The organism is Mycolicibacterium aurum (genome assembly GCF_900637195.1).
GTDB lineage: Bacteria > Actinomycetota > Actinomycetes > Mycobacteriales > Mycobacteriaceae > Mycobacterium > Mycobacterium aurum.
Window position 1 is genome coordinate 1,097,374 of the sequence record NZ_LR134356.1, and the last position, 16,643, is coordinate 1,114,016.

A 16,643-nucleotide genomic window follows, 5' to 3' on the forward strand; every position below is an offset into this window, starting at 1 on the left:
GACGTGCTGACCGACCTGACGAAGGTCCGCAACATCGGCATCATGGCGCACATCGATGCCGGCAAGACGACAACGACCGAGCGCATCCTCTTCTACACCGGTATCAGCTACAAGATCGGTGAGGTGCACGACGGCGCCGCCACGATGGACTGGATGGAGCAGGAGCAGGAGCGGGGTATCACCATCACCTCGGCTGCCACCACCTGCTTCTGGGACGGCAACCAGATCAACATCATCGACACCCCCGGACACGTCGACTTCACCGTCGAGGTGGAGCGCAGCCTGCGCGTGCTCGATGGTGCCGTGGCCGTGTTCGACGGCAAAGAGGGTGTCGAGCCGCAGTCCGAGCAGGTCTGGCGCCAGGCCGACAAGTACGACGTCCCCCGCATCTGCTTCGTCAACAAGATGGACAAGATCGGCGCGGACTTCTACTTCTCGATCAGGACGATGGAAGAGCGTCTCGGCGCCAACGTCATCCCGATCCAGATCCCGATCGGCTCCGAGGGCGACTTCGAGGGCATCGTCGACCTGGTCGAGATGAAGGCCAAGGTCTGGCGCGGCGAGACCAAGCTGGGCGAGACCTACGAGACCATCGACATCCCTGAGGATCTGCAGGAGAAGGCCGACGAGTACCGCACCAAGCTGCTCGAAGCCGTCGCCGAGACCGATGAGGCGCTGCTCGAGAAGTACTTCGGTGGCGAAGAACTCACCGTCGAGGAGATCAAGGGTGCGCTGCGCAAGCTGACCATCAGCTCGTCGGCCTACCTGGTGCTGTGCGGTTCCGCGTTCAAGAACAAGGGTGTGCAGCCCATGCTCGACGCGGTCATCGACTACCTGCCCTCGCCGCTGGACGTCGAGTCCGTGACCGGACACGTCCCCGGTAAGGAAGACGAGTTGGTCACCCGCAAGCCGTCGACGTCCGAGCCGTTCTCGGCGCTGGCGTTCAAGGTTGCGACGCACCCGTTCTTCGGCAAGCTCACCTACGTCAGGGTGTACTCGGGCAAGGTCGACTCCGGTTCCGCCGTCGTCAATGCGACGAAGGGCAAGAAGGAGCGCCTGGGCAAGCTGTTCCAGATGCACTCCAACAAGGAGAATCCGGTCGAGACGGCGTCCGCCGGCCACATCTACGCGGTCATCGGTCTGAAGGACACCACCACCGGTGACACCCTCAGCGATCCGAACGACCAGGTCGTGCTGGAGTCGATGACCTTCCCCGATCCCGTGATCGAGGTGGCGATCGAGCCCAAGACCAAGAGCGACCAGGAGAAGCTGGGAACAGCCATCCAGAAGCTCGCCGAAGAGGACCCCACCTTCAAGGTGCACCTGGACCAGGAGACCGGCCAGACCGTCATCGGCGGCATGGGCGAGCTGCACCTGGACATCCTGGTGGACCGCATGCGTCGCGAGTTCAAGGTCGAGGCCAACGTCGGCAAGCCGCAGGTCGCCTACAAGGAGACCATCAAGCGCGCGGTCGAGAAGGTCGAGTTCACCCACAAGAAGCAGACGGGTGGCTCTGGCCAGTTCGCGAAGGTGCTCGTCAGCATCGAGCCCTTCACCGGCGAGGACGGCGCGACCTACGAGTTCGAGAACAAGGTCACCGGCGGCCGCATCCCGCGCGAGTACATCCCGTCGGTGGACGCCGGTGCGCAGGACGCCATGCAGTACGGCGTGCTGGCCGGCTACCCGCTGGTCAACGTCAAGCTGACGTTGCTCGACGGTGCCTACCACGAGGTCGACTCGTCGGAAATGGCCTTCAAGGTCGCCGGCTCCCAGGTGATGAAGAAGGCAGCCGCACAGGCACAGCCGGTCATCCTGGAGCCAGTGATGGCCGTCGAGGTCACGACACCCGAGGATTACATGGGTGAAGTGATCGGCGACCTGAACTCCCGCCGTGGTCAGATCCAGGCCATGGAGGAGCGAAGCGGTGCACGCGTCGTCAAGGCGCACGTGCCGCTGTCGGAGATGTTCGGTTACGTCGGAGACCTCCGGTCGAAGACGCAGGGCCGGGCGAACTACTCCATGGTTTTCGATTCGTACGCCGAAGTTCCGGCGGCCGTGTCGAAGGAGATCATCGCGAAGGCGACCGGGCAGTAGCCCGGTTGCGCCGCGGCGTATCGCAACTGCAAAGATCACAACTGCTTTAAAAGAAGCACCAACAAGTCCAGGAGGACACAGAAGTGGCGAAGGCGAAGTTCGAGCGGACGAAGCCGCACGTCAACATCGGGACCATCGGTCACGTTGACCACGGCAAGACCACGCTGACTGCAGCAATCACCAAGGTTCTGCACGACAAGTACCCCGAGTTGAACGAGTCGCGCGCATTCGACCAGATCGACAATGCGCCCGAGGAGCGTCAGCGCGGTATCACCATCAACATCTCCCACGTGGAGTACCAGACCGAGAAGCGTCACTACGCGCACGTCGACGCCCCCGGTCACGCTGACTACATCAAGAACATGATCACCGGTGCCGCCCAGATGGACGGTGCAATCCTCGTGGTCGCCGCCACCGACGGCCCGATGCCGCAGACCCGCGAGCACGTGCTGCTGGCCCGCCAGGTCGGCGTGCCGTACATCCTGGTCGCCCTGAACAAGGCGGACATGGTGGACGACGAAGAGCTCATCGAGCTCGTCGAGATGGAGGTCCGCGAACTGCTGGCCGCCCAGGACTTCGACGAGGAAGCTCCCGTCATCAAGGTGTCCGCACTCAAGGCTCTCGAGGGTGACCCGACCTGGGTCAAGTCCGTCGAGGACCTCATGGACGCCGTCGACGAGTCCATCCCGGACCCGGTGCGCGAGACCGACAAGCCGTTCCTGATGCCCGTCGAGGACGTGTTCACGATCACCGGTCGTGGCACCGTCGTCACCGGTCGTGTCGAGCGTGGCGTGATCAACGTGAACGAGGAAGTCGAGATCGTCGGCATCCGCCCCGGCACCACCAAGACCACGGTCACCGGTGTCGAGATGTTCCGCAAGCTGCTCGATCAGGGCATGGCGGGCGACAACGTCGGTCTGCTGGTGCGTGGCATCAAGCGCGAGGACGTCGAGCGTGGCCAGGTTGTGGTCAAGCCCGGCACCACCACCCCGCACACCGAGTTCGACGGCAGCGTCTACATCCTGTCGAAGGACGAAGGCGGCCGCCATACGCCGTTCTTCAACAACTACCGCCCGCAGTTCTACTTCCGTACGACGGACGTGACCGGCGTGGTGACCCTCCCCGAGGGCACCGAGATGGTGATGCCCGGTGACAACACCGACATCTCCGTCAAGCTGATCCAGCCCGTCGCCATGGACGAAGGCCTGCGCTTCGCGATCCGCGAGGGTGGCCGTACCGTCGGCGCCGGCCGCGTGACCAAGATCCACAAGTGATCTAGGTTTCAGCCAACGTCAGTGGCGCTCACCCGAAAGGGTGGGCGCCACTGTCGTTGTGGCGCTTGTCGGTCGGTCCGACGTAGCCCCCACGGTTGGTGGCCGGCCTGATAGCGTCGCCGCAATGTCGGCGAGCGTGGATGAGACAGAACCGATTTCGGTTCAGGACCTCGACGGGCCGAGGCGCACAATCGACCCGTGGAAGATCCTGGCCTGCGTCTCGACGGCCGTCTCGGCGGCCACGATCGCCACGCTGGTGTGGACGGTGAACACGGTGTCCGACGAGGAGACGCCCGCCGAACGAATGAGCGCCGCAGCCGGAGTCACGGTGCCGACGGTCGTCCCGTCGCCGCCCGCGCCTTCTGTCCCTGTCCCCGAACCCGAGTCCGAGCCTGTCGCGCCCGCCGCGCCTGTTGCACAGTCGAATCCCGCCCCTACGTCCCTGTGGCAGCAGTACTTCCCGATGCAGGGCAGCGCGCCCGCACCGGTCGCGTCTGCTCCGGCTGAGGGGCCTTGGACGCCCGGCGGAGGTCTGCCCCCGGTGAACTTCGCCTCGCTGCCCGCCCCGAACATCATGGTGAACCCCGGGTTCAGCATCGATGCCATCATCGGAGCGGTCACAGGCACGGCGGGATGGGTCGGGGGAGGCACCCTTAACCTGCTCGGGGACGCGATCGTCGCCTCAGCCATGAACAACGGCGGCGAGCTCCACGTGACGAAGATTCCGCCGCCGCAGTGGCCGCGTGAATTGGACGTGACGAAGATTCCGCCGCCGCAGTGGCCGCGCGAGCTCGACATCACGAAGATCCCACCGCCGCACGTGCATTGGGACAGGCTGCTGCCGAGGTTCTGACCTGTAACATCCGCCCCCAACCAGTCGATATGTAGTGCGACGGCTGTCGAGGGGTCGGCCGGGTGCGAGAGGTAGAAGTTCTGTTGAGTAATGGCATGACACGAATTGCCGCAGTGGTGGGCGCCGTCCTGACGGCCGGCGCTGCCTCGATCGGGCTGACCGCTGGTGCTGCGTCCGCGCAGCCGGCGTGCCCCGACGTCCACTGGATCGGTGCTGCCGGTTCCGGTGAACGCACCGGGGTGACGACGGCCGATGGGGGCATGGGCCGGGTTGTCGCCAAGTCGTATCGGGACTTCGCGCAGCTGGTCCAGCGGGACGGGCGCACGATCACCGCCGAGGCTGTCGAGTATCCGGCGACGGCCGTACCCGAAGACGGTGGCATCGGTGACTGGGCCGACTTCATGGGCAGCGTCGACACCGGCGCCGCGGCGCTGGCCGAGCAGTACCACAACTTCGTGCTGGCGTGCCCGACGACGCAGATGGTGCTGGCCGGTTACTCGCAGGGCGCCATGGTGGTGCACCGCAACCTGCATTTGCTCGACCCGAACCCGCAGCTGGCCGCCGCGCTGCTGATCGCCGACGGCGACCGTCTGCCTCAGGACCCCACCATCAACATCGGGTCGGTGGTCTCGGTTCCCGGCGCCGGAAAAGGCGTCGCTCAGGACTGGCCCATCCTCGCCCACGCGCCCGCGCCGCTGCCGCCGACCATGGGCGCCAGGACAATCAGCGTGTGCAATGTGGGTGACGCCGTGTGTGACTACGACCCTGACGCCGAAGACGAGATGAACCCTGCCGCAGTGGCGGTGCACACCAGTTACGCGCGCAGCGTCAGTTCGATGGATGCGTGGACCATGCCGCTGTACCAGCTCGTCACCCGGGCTCCGGCACCGCTGCCGAGTCCGACGGCTCTGCCGCTGCAGGTGACCGCCGGTTCATAGCCGCGCGTAGTCCGTTCAACGCCCGGGCGCGAGTCGCGTTCTCGGTAATAATCTGTGCATGTCGACATTCTGGCGGTATGTGCGCATTCAGCTGTTCGTGCTGTTGTGTGGCATCGTCGGACCGATCTTCCTGGTCATCTACTTCATGACCGGTGCCGATCCGATGTTGTCGTGGATGTTCTGGACCGGTCTGCTCATCACGGCCGGCGACGTTCTGATCGCGCTGGGCATCACGAGTTTCAGCGCCAAGAAGGCTGCAAAGACCCAAGCGCTTGAAGCTTCAGGGGTCCTTGCGCTGGCCCAGGTTGTCGGCATCCACGAGACGAACACCAGGATCAACGACCAGCCGCTGGTCAAGATCGATCTGCAGGTGTCCGGACCGGGGATCACACCGTTCTCGACGCAGGACCAGGTGGTCGCCTCGGTGAGCCGGCTGCCGATGATCACCAGCCGCAAACTTGTCGCGCTGGTGGACCCGGTGAGCAACGAGTATCAGATCGATTGGGAGCGAAGCGCTTTGGTCAGTGGACTGATGCCTGCGACGTTCAGCGTCGCGGAAGACAACCGCACCTACGATCTGACGGGCCAAGCCGAGCCGCTGATGGAGATTCTGCAGGTGCTCAAGTCCAACGGCATCAGCGTGGACAACATGATCGACCTTCGTTCCCACCCCGCCGCGCGCCAGCAGGTGCAGGCCATCGTCCAGCACGCGGCCGCGCAGCAAGCCCCGCCGCCCACCGCGGCGTTTGACGCGGCACCACCCCCCGAACCGACCATTGCGCAACGGCTTCAGCAGCTCGACACCTTGCGCGCCACGGGATCCATCACCGACGCCGAGTACACCGCCAAGCGCACGCAAATCATCGCAGAGCTCTGATCGCCGGACTCTAGAACGCGTTCTAGTTCTGCTGTTAGCCTGATGCGATGACAGCAGGTTTGGAAGGTCGCGTCGCGCTGATCACCGGTGCCGCGCGTGGTCAGGGCCGCGCACACGCGGTACGTCTGGCGAACGAAGGCGCCGATATCGTCGCCATCGACGTGTGTAAGCCGGTGTCCGCGTCGGTCACCTACCCGATGCCCACCCCTGACGACCTGGCCGAGACGGTGCGGTTGGTGGAAGCCACCGGCCGCAAGGTTCTTTCACGCGAAGTCGACATCCGCGACCTGGAAGCGCAGCAGCAGCTCGTGGCCGACACCATCGAGCAGTTCGGCCGTCTGGACATCGTGGTGGCGAACGCGGGTGTGCTGAGCTGGGGGCGCATCTGGGAGATGTCCGAGGAGCAGTGGGACACCGTCATCGACGTCAACCTCAACGGCACATGGCGGACTATCCGCGCGGCGGTCCCGGCAATGATCGAGGCCGGCAACGGCGGCTCCATCATCATCGTCAGCTCGTCGGCAGGCACCAAGGCCACGCCCGGCAATGCCCACTACGCGGCGTCCAAGCACGGCCTGGTGGCGCTGACGAACGCGCTGGCCATCGAGGCGGGGGAGTTCGGGATCCGGGTCAACTCGATCCACCCGTACTCGATCGACACCCCGATGGTGGAGGCCGACGCGATGATGAAGATCTTCTCGAAGTATCCGGCCTTCCTGCACAGCTTCTCCCCGATGCCGTACAAACCCGTTGCGCACGACGGAAAGCCGGGCCTGCAGGAGTTCATGACGCCCGAAGAGGTCTCCGACGTGGTGGCCTGGCTGGCCGGTGACGGATCGGCGACCATCTCCGGATCGCAGATCGCCGTCGACCGGGGCACGGCGAAGTACTAACGCGCCTCGGCCAGGACGTCGGCGAATCGGTCGACTGCCCAATCGATCTCGTCGGCGGTGATCACCAGCGGGGGTGCGAACCGCAGCGTCGAGCCGTGGGTGTCCTTGACCAGGACACCACGTTCTGCCAGGCGCAGGCTGACCTGCTTGCCGGTGCCGTGCACGGGGTCGATGTCGACGCCCGCCCACAGGCCCTTGCCGCGCACCGCGATGACGCCACGTCCCGTCAACGCCCTTAGCCGGGCGTGCAGGTGTGCGCCGAGTTCGGTTGAGCGCCGCTGGAATTCGCCACGAGACAGCATGCCCACCACGGTCGTTCCGATGGCTGCCGCCAACGGGTTGCCGCCGAATGTCGACCCGTGCTCGCCGGGATGCAGGACATCGAGGATGTGGCGATCGGCCACCACTGCCGACAGCGGTACCACGCCACCGCCGAGCGCCTTCCCCAACAGATACATGTCGGGGACGACGCCCCAGTGGTCGCACGCGAAGGTGCGGCCGGTGCGCGCCAGTCCGGACTGGATCTCGTCGGCGATCATCAGGACGTCACGCTCGGTGCACAGTGCCCGCACCCGCGGCAGATACTCGTCGGGCGGCACGATGATGCCGGCCTCGCCCTGGATGGGTTCGAGCAGCACCGCGACGGTGTTCGCATCGATGGCGCCCGCGAGAGCGTCGGCGTCCCCGAACGGCACCGACCGGAATCCCGGCGTGTAGGGACCGAAACCGCGGCGGGCGGTCTCGTCGTCGGAGAAGCTGATGATCGTGGTGGTGCGACCGTGAAAGTTGTTTTGTGCCACCACGATATTCGGGTCTGTCACGCCCTTGACGTCGGCACCCCACTTGCGGGCCACCTTGATGCCGCTCTCGACGGCTTCGGCCCCGCTGTTCATCGGCAGCACCATGTCCTTGCCGCACAGCTCGGCGAGGGCGTCACAGAACGGGGCCAGGCGATCGGAGTGGAAGGCGCGGCTGACCAGTGTCACGGCGTCGAGCTGTGCATGCGCGGTGGCGGTGACCTCAGGGTTGCGGTGGCCGAAGTTGACCGCCGAATACGCGGCGAGGCAGTCCAGGTAGCGGCGGCCTTCGACGTCGGTGATCCACACACCGTCGGCACTGGCGGCGACGACGGGTAGGGGAGAGTAATTGTGCGCGACGCGGCGGCTGTCCAGTTCGATCGTCGCGTCCGTCTTCGTCGCGTCCGTCCTTGTCATGGCCTCCACCGTCACGGATGTACCTCCAGTGTGCAGCATTTCACCGAGCCGCCGCCTTTGAGCAGCTCGGAGAGATCCACGCCGACCGGCCGGAAACCGGCGCACCGCAACTGGTCGGCGAATCCGGCCGCGGCAGAGGGCAGCACCACGTTGAGTCCGTCGGAGACGACGTTGAGGCCGAGCACGTAGGCATCGGCAGTGCTCACCTCGATGGCGTCGGGGAACATCTGCTGCAAGGTGGTGCGGGAGTGGTCCGCGAATGCCGGCGGGTAGTACGCGATCGTGGCGTCGTCGAGGACGGCCAGCGCGGTGTCGAGATGGTAGAAGCGAGGGTCGGCGAGCTCGAGGCTGACGGTCTGCATCCCGACGTGGCCGGCCAGCTCGTCGTGCGCGCGGCGGTCGGTGCGGAAACCGTGGCCGGCCAGGATGGTGTGGCCGACGGCGAGGAAGTCGCCCTGGCCTTCGTTCACATGCCGGGTCTCGACGGGCTCGTAGCCGTGACGGGTCATCCATTGCGCATAGGCGATGGCTTCGCCGGCGCGCTCGGCGTGGGCGAATCGGGCGACGACGGCGGCGCCGTTGATCACCGTGCCGCCGTTGGCGGCATAGACCATGTCGGGCAGCCCGGCGATGGGTTCGACCAGTTCGACGGTGTGGCCCAGTCCGAGATAGGTCTGGCGCAGCGTCTCCCACTGCGACAGTGCGCGAGCGGCGTCGACGGGCGATGAGGTGTCCATCCACGGGTTGATGACGTACTCGACGGCGAAGAACTCGGGCGGGGTCATCACGAACCGGCGTGGGCGGGCGGTACGTGCTGTGGCGACGTCGGTGACTGGAGCAGTGTCGGCGATGTCCATCGTCATGGAAACAACGATATGGATCGACGTTTACGCAATCAATCGACGAAAGCTGCGTGTCTAGTATGGATCTATTGTTCGATAGTCCTGAATCCATCTATTTGTTGCGTAGGAGCCCCGATGGACCGTCTCGACGAGACCGATGAGCGGATTTTGTCCGAGCTTGCCGACAATGCGAGGGCCACTTTCGCCGACATCGGGCAGCGGGTGAACCTGTCGGCGCCCGCGGTGAAGAGACGGGTGGACCGGCTTCAGGAAACCGGTGTCATCAAGGGGTTCACCACCGTGATCGACCGCAATGCGCTCGGCTGGATGACGGAGGCCTACGTGCAGGTGTTCTGTCACGGCACCATCGCCCCCGCCGAGTTGCGGGCGGCGTGGAGGGACATCCCGGAGGTCGTCAGCGCGGCGACGGTCACCGGTACCGCGGACGCGATGTTGCATGTGCTGGCACGTGACATGCGGCATCTGGAGGAAGCCCTGGAACGGATCCGCGCGAGTGCGGACATCGAGCGCAGCGAGAGCATCGTGGTGCTGTCGAACCTGATCGAGCGCAGTCCGGGCTGACTCGGTGCTGAGCACCTTGCTGTGGGGTGGGGCACAACGAACCGGCAGCATCGTGTAAAAAACCCAAGTGACCACATCAGACGTTTCGGGCAGTTCACGCGGCGTTGTCATCGTCGGCGGCGGGCTGGCCGCGGCGCGCACCGCGGAGCAGCTGCGCCGCTCGGAGTACCCCGGCGCGATCACCATCGTCAGCGACGAGGATCACCTGCCGTACGACCGGCCTCCCCTGTCGAAGGAGGTCCTGCGCGCCGAGACCGACGACGTCACGCTCAAGCCCGCCGAGTTCTACGCCGAGAACAACATCACGATGCTGTTGGGTAACGGCGCGAAGTCGGTCGATACCGAGTCCCAGACCTTGACGCTGACCGACGGCTCGACCGTCGGATACGACGAGCTCGTCATCGCCACCGGTCTGGTGCCCAAGCGAATTCGGTCTTTCCCCGAGCTGCCCGGCATTCATGTGCTGCGCAATTTCGACGAAAGCCTGAAGCTGCGGCAGGAAGCCGGCTCCGCGGGCCGCGCCGTGGTCATCGGCGCCGGTTTCATCGGCTGCGAGGTGGCTGCAAGCCTGCGCAAGATGGGCGTCGACGTCGTACTCGTGGAGCCGCAGCCTGCGCCACTGGCTTCGGTCCTGGGCCGGCAGATCGGGGACCTGGTGGCCCGTCTGCACCGCGCCGAGGGCGTCGACGTGCGTTGCGGTGTCGGTGTTTCCGATGTCAGCGGCGACGACCGGGTCCGGAAGGTGACCCTCGGTGACGGAACGCAACTCGACGCCGACATCGTCGTCGTCGGGATCGGCTCGCATCCGGCGACCGAATGGCTCGATGGCAGCGGCCTTGAGATCGACAACGGCGTGGTGTGCGACGAGGCAGGCCGGACGAGCGCGCCGCACGTGTGGGCCATCGGCGACGTGGCGTCCTGGCGGGACACCGTCGGAGGTCAAGTGCGCGTGGAGCATTGGAGCAACGTGGCCGACCAGGCCCGAGTGCTCGTGCCGTCGATGCTGGGCGCGGAGCCGCCGGCTGCCGTGTCGGTCCCGTATTTCTGGAGTGACCAGTACGACGTGAAGATCCAGGCGCTGGGTGAGCCGGAAGCCACCGACACCGTGCACGTCGTCGAGGACGACGGCCGCAAGTTCCTGGCGTACTACGAGCGCGACGGTGTGGTCGTCGGGGTCGTGGGCGGCGGCTTCCCGGGCAAGGTGATGAAGGTGCGGTCCAAGATCGCTGCGGGAGCGCCGATCTCCGATCTTCTCGGCTGACATTGCCGCTGAAGGCAATTCAGCCGTTATCCCCAGATCCGATTTCATCCACAGGTTCAGATGTGGAGGCTCGCCGGCACCGGGTAACTGCGCGATAATCGAAAGTATGTTCGATACGGCGTACGCGGGCCTGGACGAGGCCGGGCTGCTCGCTGCGATCGAGCAGGCTTCCCAGGAGGAAGCGGCGGCGGGAGCGCGCAAGCTGGCCGCGATCGCGGAGTTGGTCTACTCGACGGTGGATGAAGACGATGAGCGGGGCGATTGGGCCTACGACCCGTGGAAGAACGCCTCCGCGCTGGTGGGGGCTGCGCTGACCGTCAGCCAGAAACGCGCGTCGGGACAGATGCGGATCGCGGTGGCGTTGCGTGGCCGGCTGCCGAAGATCGCGGCGTTGTTGTGCCAGGGCCGGCTGAGTCCGCGGTTGATCTCGGAGATCACGTGGCGCACACAGTTGGTCGCCGACGACGTAGTGGCAATGGTGGATGCTGCGCTCGCCGACCGAGCTGTGACGTGGGGTCCGCTCTCGGACGAGAAGCTGGTGCGGTCGATCGAGGCGGTGATCGATCGGTATGACCCGGACGCAGTGCGACGGGCGCAAGAAGTGATCGCGACTCGGGATCTGCATATCGGTGCCCACGACGATCCGAACGAACTCGCCGCGATCTGGGGCAAGTTACTCGCTGGCGATGCTGCCGTCTTGAAGGCGCGGGTCGTGGCGATGGTCAAGGCTTTGTGTGACAACGATCCACGTAGTGCGGGGGAGCGGCGTTCAGCAGCGATGGGGGCGATCGCGCACGGCAATGAACACCTGGCGTGTCGGTGCGGATCGCCCGGTTGCACTGCCACAGGCCCGGCGAAATCGCATGTGGTGATCTCGGTGCTCGCTGATCCCGCCGCTGTTGAGGCTGCCCAGGAGTTGATCGCCGTCCAGGACCGCGAGCAAGCCGCAAAGACCGCAGAACGTTCCACCAGCGCGATAACCTCCAACGACGAGTCTGCTGAGGTCGAACAGGAGCCGGCGGTCCCCGGTACTGAGAATGCCGGCAGGGAAATGCCTGCATGCCTGAGGGATTCGGGGGTGGCGCTGCTGCCCGGGGCGCACGTCTTGCCGATCGTGGCGTTGGCTGAGGCGATCAGGGATGGGGCGGCGATCAAGCGGTTATGGCTGCCGGGCCCCGATCCTGAACCGCATTACCGGCCGTCGGCGAAGCTGGCCGCCTTCATCCGGGCGCGAGATGTGTTCTGTCGTTTTCCGGGTTGTGACGTGCCCGCTGAGCGTTGCGATATCGACCATGTGGTGCCGTATCCGTATGGGCCTACTCACGCGTCGAATATGAACTGCAAATGCCGAACCCATCATGTCGGTAAGACCTTCTGGGAAGGCTGGCGTGATCAGCAGCTGCCCGATGGCACGGTGATCTGGACAGACCCGACCGGCAGGTCGTATACGACGATGCCGGGCAGCCGGTTGTTCTTCCCGAGTTGGAACGTGACTACCGCCGAGTTGCCGCCGATGGCTGCGCCGCCGCCGGATCCGGACCGCCTCGTCAAAATGCCGAAACGGCGACGCACCCGCGCCGCCGAGAACGCCGCGCGCATCACGGCCGAACGCGAAGCCAACGCGATCCAGCGCGAGGTTGAGAAGCGACCCGCCAACCCGGGCGCCGAACCCCCACCCGACTACGGAAACGACCCGCCGCCGTTCTAGAACGCCCCGAGGTAGAACCGGGTGCCCTGATCGTCAGTGCACAGCGCTGACCGCCCGTAGGACTGCTGCGACGGTTCCTCGAGGACGGTGCCGCCGGCCGCGCGGACCCGAGACACCGCGGCGTCGACGTCGTCGACCGTCCACATCGGGACTGTCACCGGTGCCGCACTTCCGCCCGCGGCGCCCGCCATCGGGTGGGTCTGCACGATCTGCCATCCGTCGTCGACGCGCCCAGGCTCGTAGGTCCAGAACAGCACCCGACTGTAGAAAGCCTTGAAGGCCGCCGAATCTGGTACCTCGTAGGTGATGTAGGAGAGTTCGCCGGGGCCGCCGCCGTTGAGTTCCGGCCTCGGCTGGCCGGGCGACGGCTCATAGACCGCGAACTCGGAGCCCTGCGGATCCGTGGCACCGAGCAACGCGCCGAAGTCGACGTGCGCGACCTCTTCCACGCTTCCGCCGCCTCCAATGATGCTGTCGCGAGCCCCTGCCAGATCAGCCACCGCGTAGCAGCAGAACAGGGTGTGCCGGTCGGGGACCGAGAAGATCCCGATGCGCTGTCCCGTGTTCGTCACCATGTGCGTCGACGGGTCCCAGGTCCACCCGAGTACATGACCGTAGAACCTCGCCGCGCGCTCCGCGTCTGGAGTCCACACCGCGACGTACCCGACGTCGCCGTGCTGGATCGGGACGGGGGCCCCGGTCGCCGGCCCGGTGAGCATCCACCTGTGCCCGAACGGGTCGACGAGCGCGGCGTTGCGCGCGCCGTAGTCCTCGTATGCCTCCCGCTGAATCTGGGCGCCGAGGTCCCTGGCCCGCGCGAGTGTCTCGTCCGTGTTGACCACGGGAAGCATCAAGCTCACCGAGACCGAGTGCGGAGACGGCGCTTTCAGCCCGATCTCGGGGTACTCGTCGGCGAGGTACAGCACGCCGCCCGACAGGGTCAGCTCGGCGTGGCCGATGCGGCCGTCGTCCATCTCCACCGGATCGCCGACCAGCATGGCGCCGAAGGCGTCCGTGTACCAGCTGATGGCGGCCCGGGCGTCGGCGACGGCGAGGTAGGGGATCGCGGCGGGCCGGGGAGGGGAGGCCGGCCGGGTCAGTTCTGAGAGGGCGGTGTCGGTGCCGCTCATGATCACTCCTCGCGTTCGATCGGGTTGCTGTTCAAAGAGATTCGCGGCGGATTCCAGCCTGGCCCGTAGCCCGGTGGCGAAAGTGGGATCCGGCGCGATCGGGAGGTCGCCGTCGCGGAGCACGTCGAGTGGTTCGCGGTCCTTCATGGCCTTCCTCCCTCCGGTCGCGGGTACTGCGCACGGAATGCGCGTCGTGCTCGCACCAGCAGCGCCTCCGTCGCGTGGACCGTGCGCCCGATCAGCTCGGCGCATTCGCCCACCGTGCAGTCGTCCATGTAGCGCAGCGCGAGTACCACGCGATGCTGCGCCGACAGGCGGGACAACACCTGCTCGGCGACGATGCGGTCCAGCTCGGCGTCCCACGTGTCGTCCGGCTCGACCGGCTCGGGTGGTTCGGCCACCGGTACCGAGAACCGGTCGTGGCGCCTGCGGTAGTGGTCGGCGAGTTTGTGCCGGGCCACCCCGATCAGCCACGGCACCGTCAGCGGCGGTGGCATCGGCTTCCTGGCAGCGTCCATCGCCGCCAGAAACGTTTCCGACGTGAGGTCCTCGGCCGTCCCGCGGTCACCGCAGCGCCTGACGAAATACCCGTAGACGACGGGCAGGGCTTCGTCGTACAGCGCGAGCAGGTCCCGCGGAGCGTGCTGACCCTCCGGTTCGGCACTCACACCCTTATCGTCGCCTCCGGGAGCCTTACTCCGACACCCCGATTTCGATGTCGGCCAACCCAGGGGCCAGCATGTCGAACGCATCACTGAGCGCGGCGGGCAGCGACACCGATTCGTCGGCCAGCCAGTGCTCGTAGGCGGCCAGCGATACGGCCAGCATGGTCCAGGCCACGGTCTGCGGTCTCAGGTCGCTTTCGTCCACCTGCAATCGATCTGCCACGAACGCCGCCACCACCCCCCGCCAGCCGGCATACATCGTCATCGAATATGCCTGCAGCGCTTCCGTTTCCAAGATAAGTCGCATGCGCTGGCGGTGCCTGTCGGTGTCGTCGAAATCGTTGAAGGCCAGCAGCGCGGTCCGCAACGCGTCGCGGACGGGCACGGCGGGGTCCAGGCCCGCCAGCAGCCGTCGCATCAGGTCGAGGTGGGCGTCGAAGTTCCCCCACGGCAGCGCGCTCTTGGACGGGTAGTAGCGGAACAGTGTCCGGCGCGCGATGCCGGCCGCTGCGGCGACATCGTCGGCGCTGACCTCATCGAACCCGCGGGCCATGAACAGGTCGATCGCGACGTCGCTGATGTGTTCCCAGCTGGTCGAGCGGCGACGGCCCACGCGCGCCCTGGGGGCACTCATCAAATCCCCCCTTCCGTTTAGGCACTCGATGCCATATTGTTAGCGACCTACGTCACAAATGTCGAGACCCTACCCGGGGTCCAGTCAGCGGAAAGGCGAGATCAATGGAGCCGAATCAGAACGCACAGGCCGAAGAACTGGTGACCGAGAGCCTGGTCGAGGAAGTCTCGATCGACGGGATGTGCGGGGTCTACTGAGCATGACCGCGCCGACCTTTGAAGCCGACCAGCGCTGGCGGTTGCATCCGCAGGTTGCTGTCCGCCCGGAACCGTTCGGCGCACTGCTCTACCACTTCGGCACCCGCAAGCTGTCGTTCCTGAAGAACCGGACGATCGTCGAGGTGATCAACGCGCTATCCGATCACCCCGACGCTCGATCCGCCTGCCGCGCTGCAGGAATCGACGACAGCGACCAGGCGCCCTACCTCCACGCGTTGGGCGTCCTCGTCCAGTCGCAGATGCTCATCGCCGACACAGGAGAGAACTCATGACACTGGCAGCCCCGGTGCCCCGCCTCGTCGACCAGTTCGAGCGTGGGCTGGACGCGCCCATCTGCCTGACGTGGGAACTGACCTACGCCTGCAACCTGTCCTGCGTGCACTGCCTGTCCTCGTCGGGCAAGCGGGACCCGCGGGAGCTGTCCACGCAGCAGTGCAAGGACATCATCGACGAGCTCGAACGCATGCAGGTGTTCTACGTCAACATCGGCGGCGGCGAGCCGACGGTCCGCAGCGACTTCTGGGAGCTCGTCGACTACGCGACCGAGCACCACGTCGGCGTCAAGTTCTCCACCAACGGCGTCCGCATCAACCAGGAGGTGGCCGCGAAACTGGCGGCCAGTGACTACGTCGACGTGCAGATCTCCCTCGACGGCGCCACGGCCGAGGTCAACGACGCGGTCCGCGGCCCCGGCTCGTTCGCGATGGCCATCCGCGCGCTGGAGAACCTCAAAGAGGCGGGCTTCAAAGACGCCAAGATCTCGGTGGTGGTGACCCGCCACAACATCGATCAACTGGACGATTTCAAGGCGCTCGCCGATACCTACGGCGCCACGCTGCGCATCACCCGCCTGCGTCCCTCGGGCCGCGGCGCCGACGTGTGGGACGAACTGCACCCCACCCCCGCCCAGCAGGTCCAGCTCTATGACTGGCTGGTTGCCCGCGGCGACAACGTGCTCACCGGCGACTCCTTCTTCCACCTGTCCGGTCTCGGCGCGCCCGGCGCGCTGGCCGGGCTGAACCTGTGCGGCGCCGGTCGCGTGGTCTGCCTGATCGACCCGATCGGCGACGTGTACGCGTGCCCCTTCGCGATCCACGACAAGTTCCTTGCCGGGAACATCTTGACCAGCAATGGTTTTCAAGACGTCTGGCAGAACTCCGAGCTGTTCCGCGAGCTGCGTGAGCCGCAGTCCGCGGGCGCGTGCGGCGGCTGCAATCACTACGACGCATGCCGGGGTGGCTGCATGGCCGCCAAGTTCTTCACCGGCCTGCCGATGGACGGCCCCGACCCCGAGTGCGTCGAGGGTTACGGCGAACCGGCGCTGGCCCGTGAGCGCGACAAGCCCAAATCCAGCGTTGACCATTCCCGCGCCGGCGGCCGCAACACGCCGAAGGGCCCCATTCCGCTCACCCTGCTGAGCGCACCCCCGAAGAAGTTCTGCAACGAAAGTCCTGTCTGAT

At 66.0% G+C, this 16,643-nt stretch carries 17 protein-coding genes; 12 read left to right on the forward strand and 5 right to left on the reverse strand.

The window, feature by feature from the left end:
* The first annotated feature begins 42 nt into the window (after positions 1-42).
* The 6 genes from fusA (at position 43) to EL337_RS05280 (ending at position 6,929) form a co-directional block, all read left to right on the forward strand.
* On the forward strand, positions 43-2,094 hold the full coding sequence (gene fusA / locus EL337_RS05255) for an elongation factor G (RefSeq protein WP_232786708.1): 2,052 nt from the start codon (positions 43-45) through the stop codon (positions 2,092-2,094).
* Positions 2,095-2,177: 83 nt separating this feature from the next.
* Positions 2,178-3,368: an elongation factor Tu gene (tuf, locus tag EL337_RS05260; protein WP_048630018.1), complete on the forward strand. Its 1,191-nt coding sequence runs from the start codon at positions 2,178-2,180 to the stop codon at positions 3,366-3,368.
* A 136-nt stretch (positions 3,369-3,504) separates the two neighbouring features.
* A complete protein-coding gene (locus EL337_RS05265) occupies positions 3,505-4,221 on the forward strand; it encodes a hypothetical protein (RefSeq protein WP_126316499.1) in 717 nt (238 codons plus the stop codon).
* A 95-nt stretch (positions 4,222-4,316) separates the two neighbouring features.
* Entirely contained in the window at positions 4,317-5,159 is an 843-nt protein-coding gene (locus EL337_RS05270) for a cutinase family protein (protein WP_048630020.1), read from the forward strand.
* A gap of 58 nt (positions 5,160-5,217) precedes the next feature.
* Positions 5,218-6,036 (forward strand): SHOCT domain-containing protein, encoded by an 819-nt coding sequence (locus tag EL337_RS05275; RefSeq protein WP_048630021.1) that lies wholly within the window; start codon positions 5,218-5,220, stop codon positions 6,034-6,036.
* A gap of 47 nt (positions 6,037-6,083) precedes the next feature.
* Positions 6,084-6,929 carry a mycofactocin-coupled SDR family oxidoreductase gene (locus tag EL337_RS05280; RefSeq protein WP_048630022.1) on the forward strand — a complete coding sequence of 282 codons (846 nt, stop codon included), beginning with the start codon at positions 6,084-6,086 and terminating at the stop codon, positions 6,927-6,929.
* Here the strand turns inward: EL337_RS05280 and rocD are convergent.
* Both rocD and ddaH read right to left on the reverse strand, forming a co-directional pair.
* Positions 6,926-8,143: an ornithine--oxo-acid transaminase gene (rocD, locus tag EL337_RS05285; RefSeq protein WP_048630811.1), complete on the reverse strand. Its 1,218-nt coding sequence runs from the start codon at positions 8,141-8,143 to the stop codon at positions 6,926-6,928. The genes EL337_RS05280 and rocD overlap by 4 nt on opposite strands.
* Positions 8,144-8,154: 11 nt before the next feature.
* Entirely contained in the window at positions 8,155-9,000 is an 846-nt protein-coding gene (gene ddaH, locus EL337_RS05290) for a dimethylargininase (protein ID WP_048630812.1), read from the reverse strand.
* A gap of 120 nt (positions 9,001-9,120) precedes the next feature.
* On the opposite strand from ddaH, the gene EL337_RS05295 reads away from it, so the two are divergent.
* The 3 genes from EL337_RS05295 (at position 9,121) to EL337_RS05305 (ending at position 12,536) form a co-directional block, all read left to right on the forward strand.
* Complete coding sequence (locus tag EL337_RS05295) at positions 9,121-9,567, forward strand: Rv2324 family transcriptional regulator (RefSeq protein ID WP_048630023.1); 447 nt, start codon at positions 9,121-9,123, stop codon at positions 9,565-9,567.
* 67 nt (positions 9,568-9,634) lie between these two features.
* The gene (locus tag EL337_RS05300; protein ID WP_048630024.1) at positions 9,635-10,828 is read left to right on the forward strand and encodes an NAD(P)/FAD-dependent oxidoreductase; all 1,194 of its coding nucleotides are present in this window, start codon (positions 9,635-9,637) and stop codon (positions 10,826-10,828) included.
* A 106-nt stretch (positions 10,829-10,934) separates the two neighbouring features.
* Complete coding sequence (locus EL337_RS05305) at positions 10,935-12,536, forward strand: HNH endonuclease signature motif containing protein (RefSeq protein ID WP_048630025.1); 1,602 nt, start codon at positions 10,935-10,937, stop codon at positions 12,534-12,536.
* On the opposite strand, the gene EL337_RS05310 is transcribed toward EL337_RS05305, so the two are convergent.
* Genes EL337_RS05310 through mftR form a run of 3 tightly spaced genes read right to left on the reverse strand, consistent with a single transcriptional unit; the run spans position 12,533 to position 14,965 of the window.
* Complete coding sequence (locus EL337_RS05310; RefSeq protein WP_048630026.1) at positions 12,533-13,813, reverse strand: VOC family protein; 1,281 nt, start codon at positions 13,811-13,813, stop codon at positions 12,533-12,535. The two genes, EL337_RS05305 and EL337_RS05310, sit on opposite strands and share 4 nt — an antisense overlap.
* Positions 13,810-14,334, reverse strand: a complete 525-nt coding sequence (locus tag EL337_RS05315; RefSeq protein ID WP_048630027.1) for an RNA polymerase sigma factor — start codon at positions 14,332-14,334, stop codon at positions 13,810-13,812. The genes EL337_RS05310 and EL337_RS05315 overlap by 4 nt, the downstream gene beginning before the upstream one ends.
* A 25-nt stretch (positions 14,335-14,359) precedes the next feature.
* Positions 14,360-14,965, reverse strand: a complete 606-nt coding sequence (gene mftR / locus EL337_RS05320) for a mycofactocin system transcriptional regulator MftR (RefSeq protein WP_048630028.1) — start codon at positions 14,963-14,965, stop codon at positions 14,360-14,362.
* A 104-nt stretch (positions 14,966-15,069) separates the two neighbouring features.
* Between mftR and mftA the strand changes: the two genes are divergently transcribed.
* The 3 genes from mftA to mftC are packed head-to-tail and all read left to right on the forward strand — an operon-like array spanning position 15,070 to position 16,642.
* Positions 15,070-15,162 (forward strand): mycofactocin precursor MftA, encoded by a 93-nt coding sequence (mftA, locus tag EL337_RS05325; RefSeq protein WP_083442891.1) that lies wholly within the window; start codon positions 15,070-15,072, stop codon positions 15,160-15,162.
* A gap of 2 nt (positions 15,163-15,164) precedes the next feature.
* On the forward strand, positions 15,165-15,455 hold the full coding sequence (mftB, locus tag EL337_RS05330; protein WP_048630030.1) for a mycofactocin biosynthesis chaperone MftB: 291 nt from the start codon (positions 15,165-15,167) through the stop codon (positions 15,453-15,455).
* Complete coding sequence (gene mftC / locus EL337_RS05335; RefSeq protein WP_048630031.1) at positions 15,452-16,642, forward strand: mycofactocin radical SAM maturase; 1,191 nt, start codon at positions 15,452-15,454, stop codon at positions 16,640-16,642. The genes mftB and mftC overlap by 4 nt, the downstream gene beginning before the upstream one ends.
* The last annotated feature ends 1 nt before the right edge of the window (position 16,643 follow it).

Coding starts and splice junctions, on each gene's coding strand:
- fusA (WP_232786708.1), top strand. CDS start 43: ATGGCGCACATCGATGCCGGCAAGACGACAACGACCGAGCGCATCCTC.
- EL337_RS05270 (WP_048630020.1), top strand. CDS start 4,317: ATGACACGAATTGCCGCAGTGGTGGGCGCCGTCCTGACGGCCGGCGCT.
- EL337_RS05275 (WP_048630021.1), top strand. CDS start 5,218: ATGTCGACATTCTGGCGGTATGTGCGCATTCAGCTGTTCGTGCTGTTG.
- EL337_RS05280 (WP_048630022.1), top strand. CDS start 6,084: ATGACAGCAGGTTTGGAAGGTCGCGTCGCGCTGATCACCGGTGCCGCG.
- rocD (WP_048630811.1), bottom strand. CDS start 8,143: ATGACAAGGACGGACGCGACGAAGACGGACGCGACGATCGAACTGGAC.
- ddaH (WP_048630812.1), bottom strand. CDS start 9,000: ATGGACATCGCCGACACTGCTCCAGTCACCGACGTCGCCACAGCACGT.
- EL337_RS05295 (WP_048630023.1), top strand. CDS start 9,121: ATGGACCGTCTCGACGAGACCGATGAGCGGATTTTGTCCGAGCTTGCC.
- EL337_RS05305 (WP_048630025.1), top strand. CDS start 10,935: ATGTTCGATACGGCGTACGCGGGCCTGGACGAGGCCGGGCTGCTCGCT.
- EL337_RS05310 (WP_048630026.1), bottom strand. CDS start 13,813: ATGAAGGACCGCGAACCACTCGACGTGCTCCGCGACGGCGACCTCCCG.
- mftR (WP_048630028.1), bottom strand. CDS start 14,965: ATGAGTGCCCCCAGGGCGCGCGTGGGCCGTCGCCGCTCGACCAGCTGG.
- mftA (WP_083442891.1), top strand. CDS start 15,070: ATGGAGCCGAATCAGAACGCACAGGCCGAAGAACTGGTGACCGAGAGC.
- mftB (WP_048630030.1), top strand. CDS start 15,165: ATGACCGCGCCGACCTTTGAAGCCGACCAGCGCTGGCGGTTGCATCCG.
- mftC (WP_048630031.1), top strand. CDS start 15,452: ATGACACTGGCAGCCCCGGTGCCCCGCCTCGTCGACCAGTTCGAGCGT.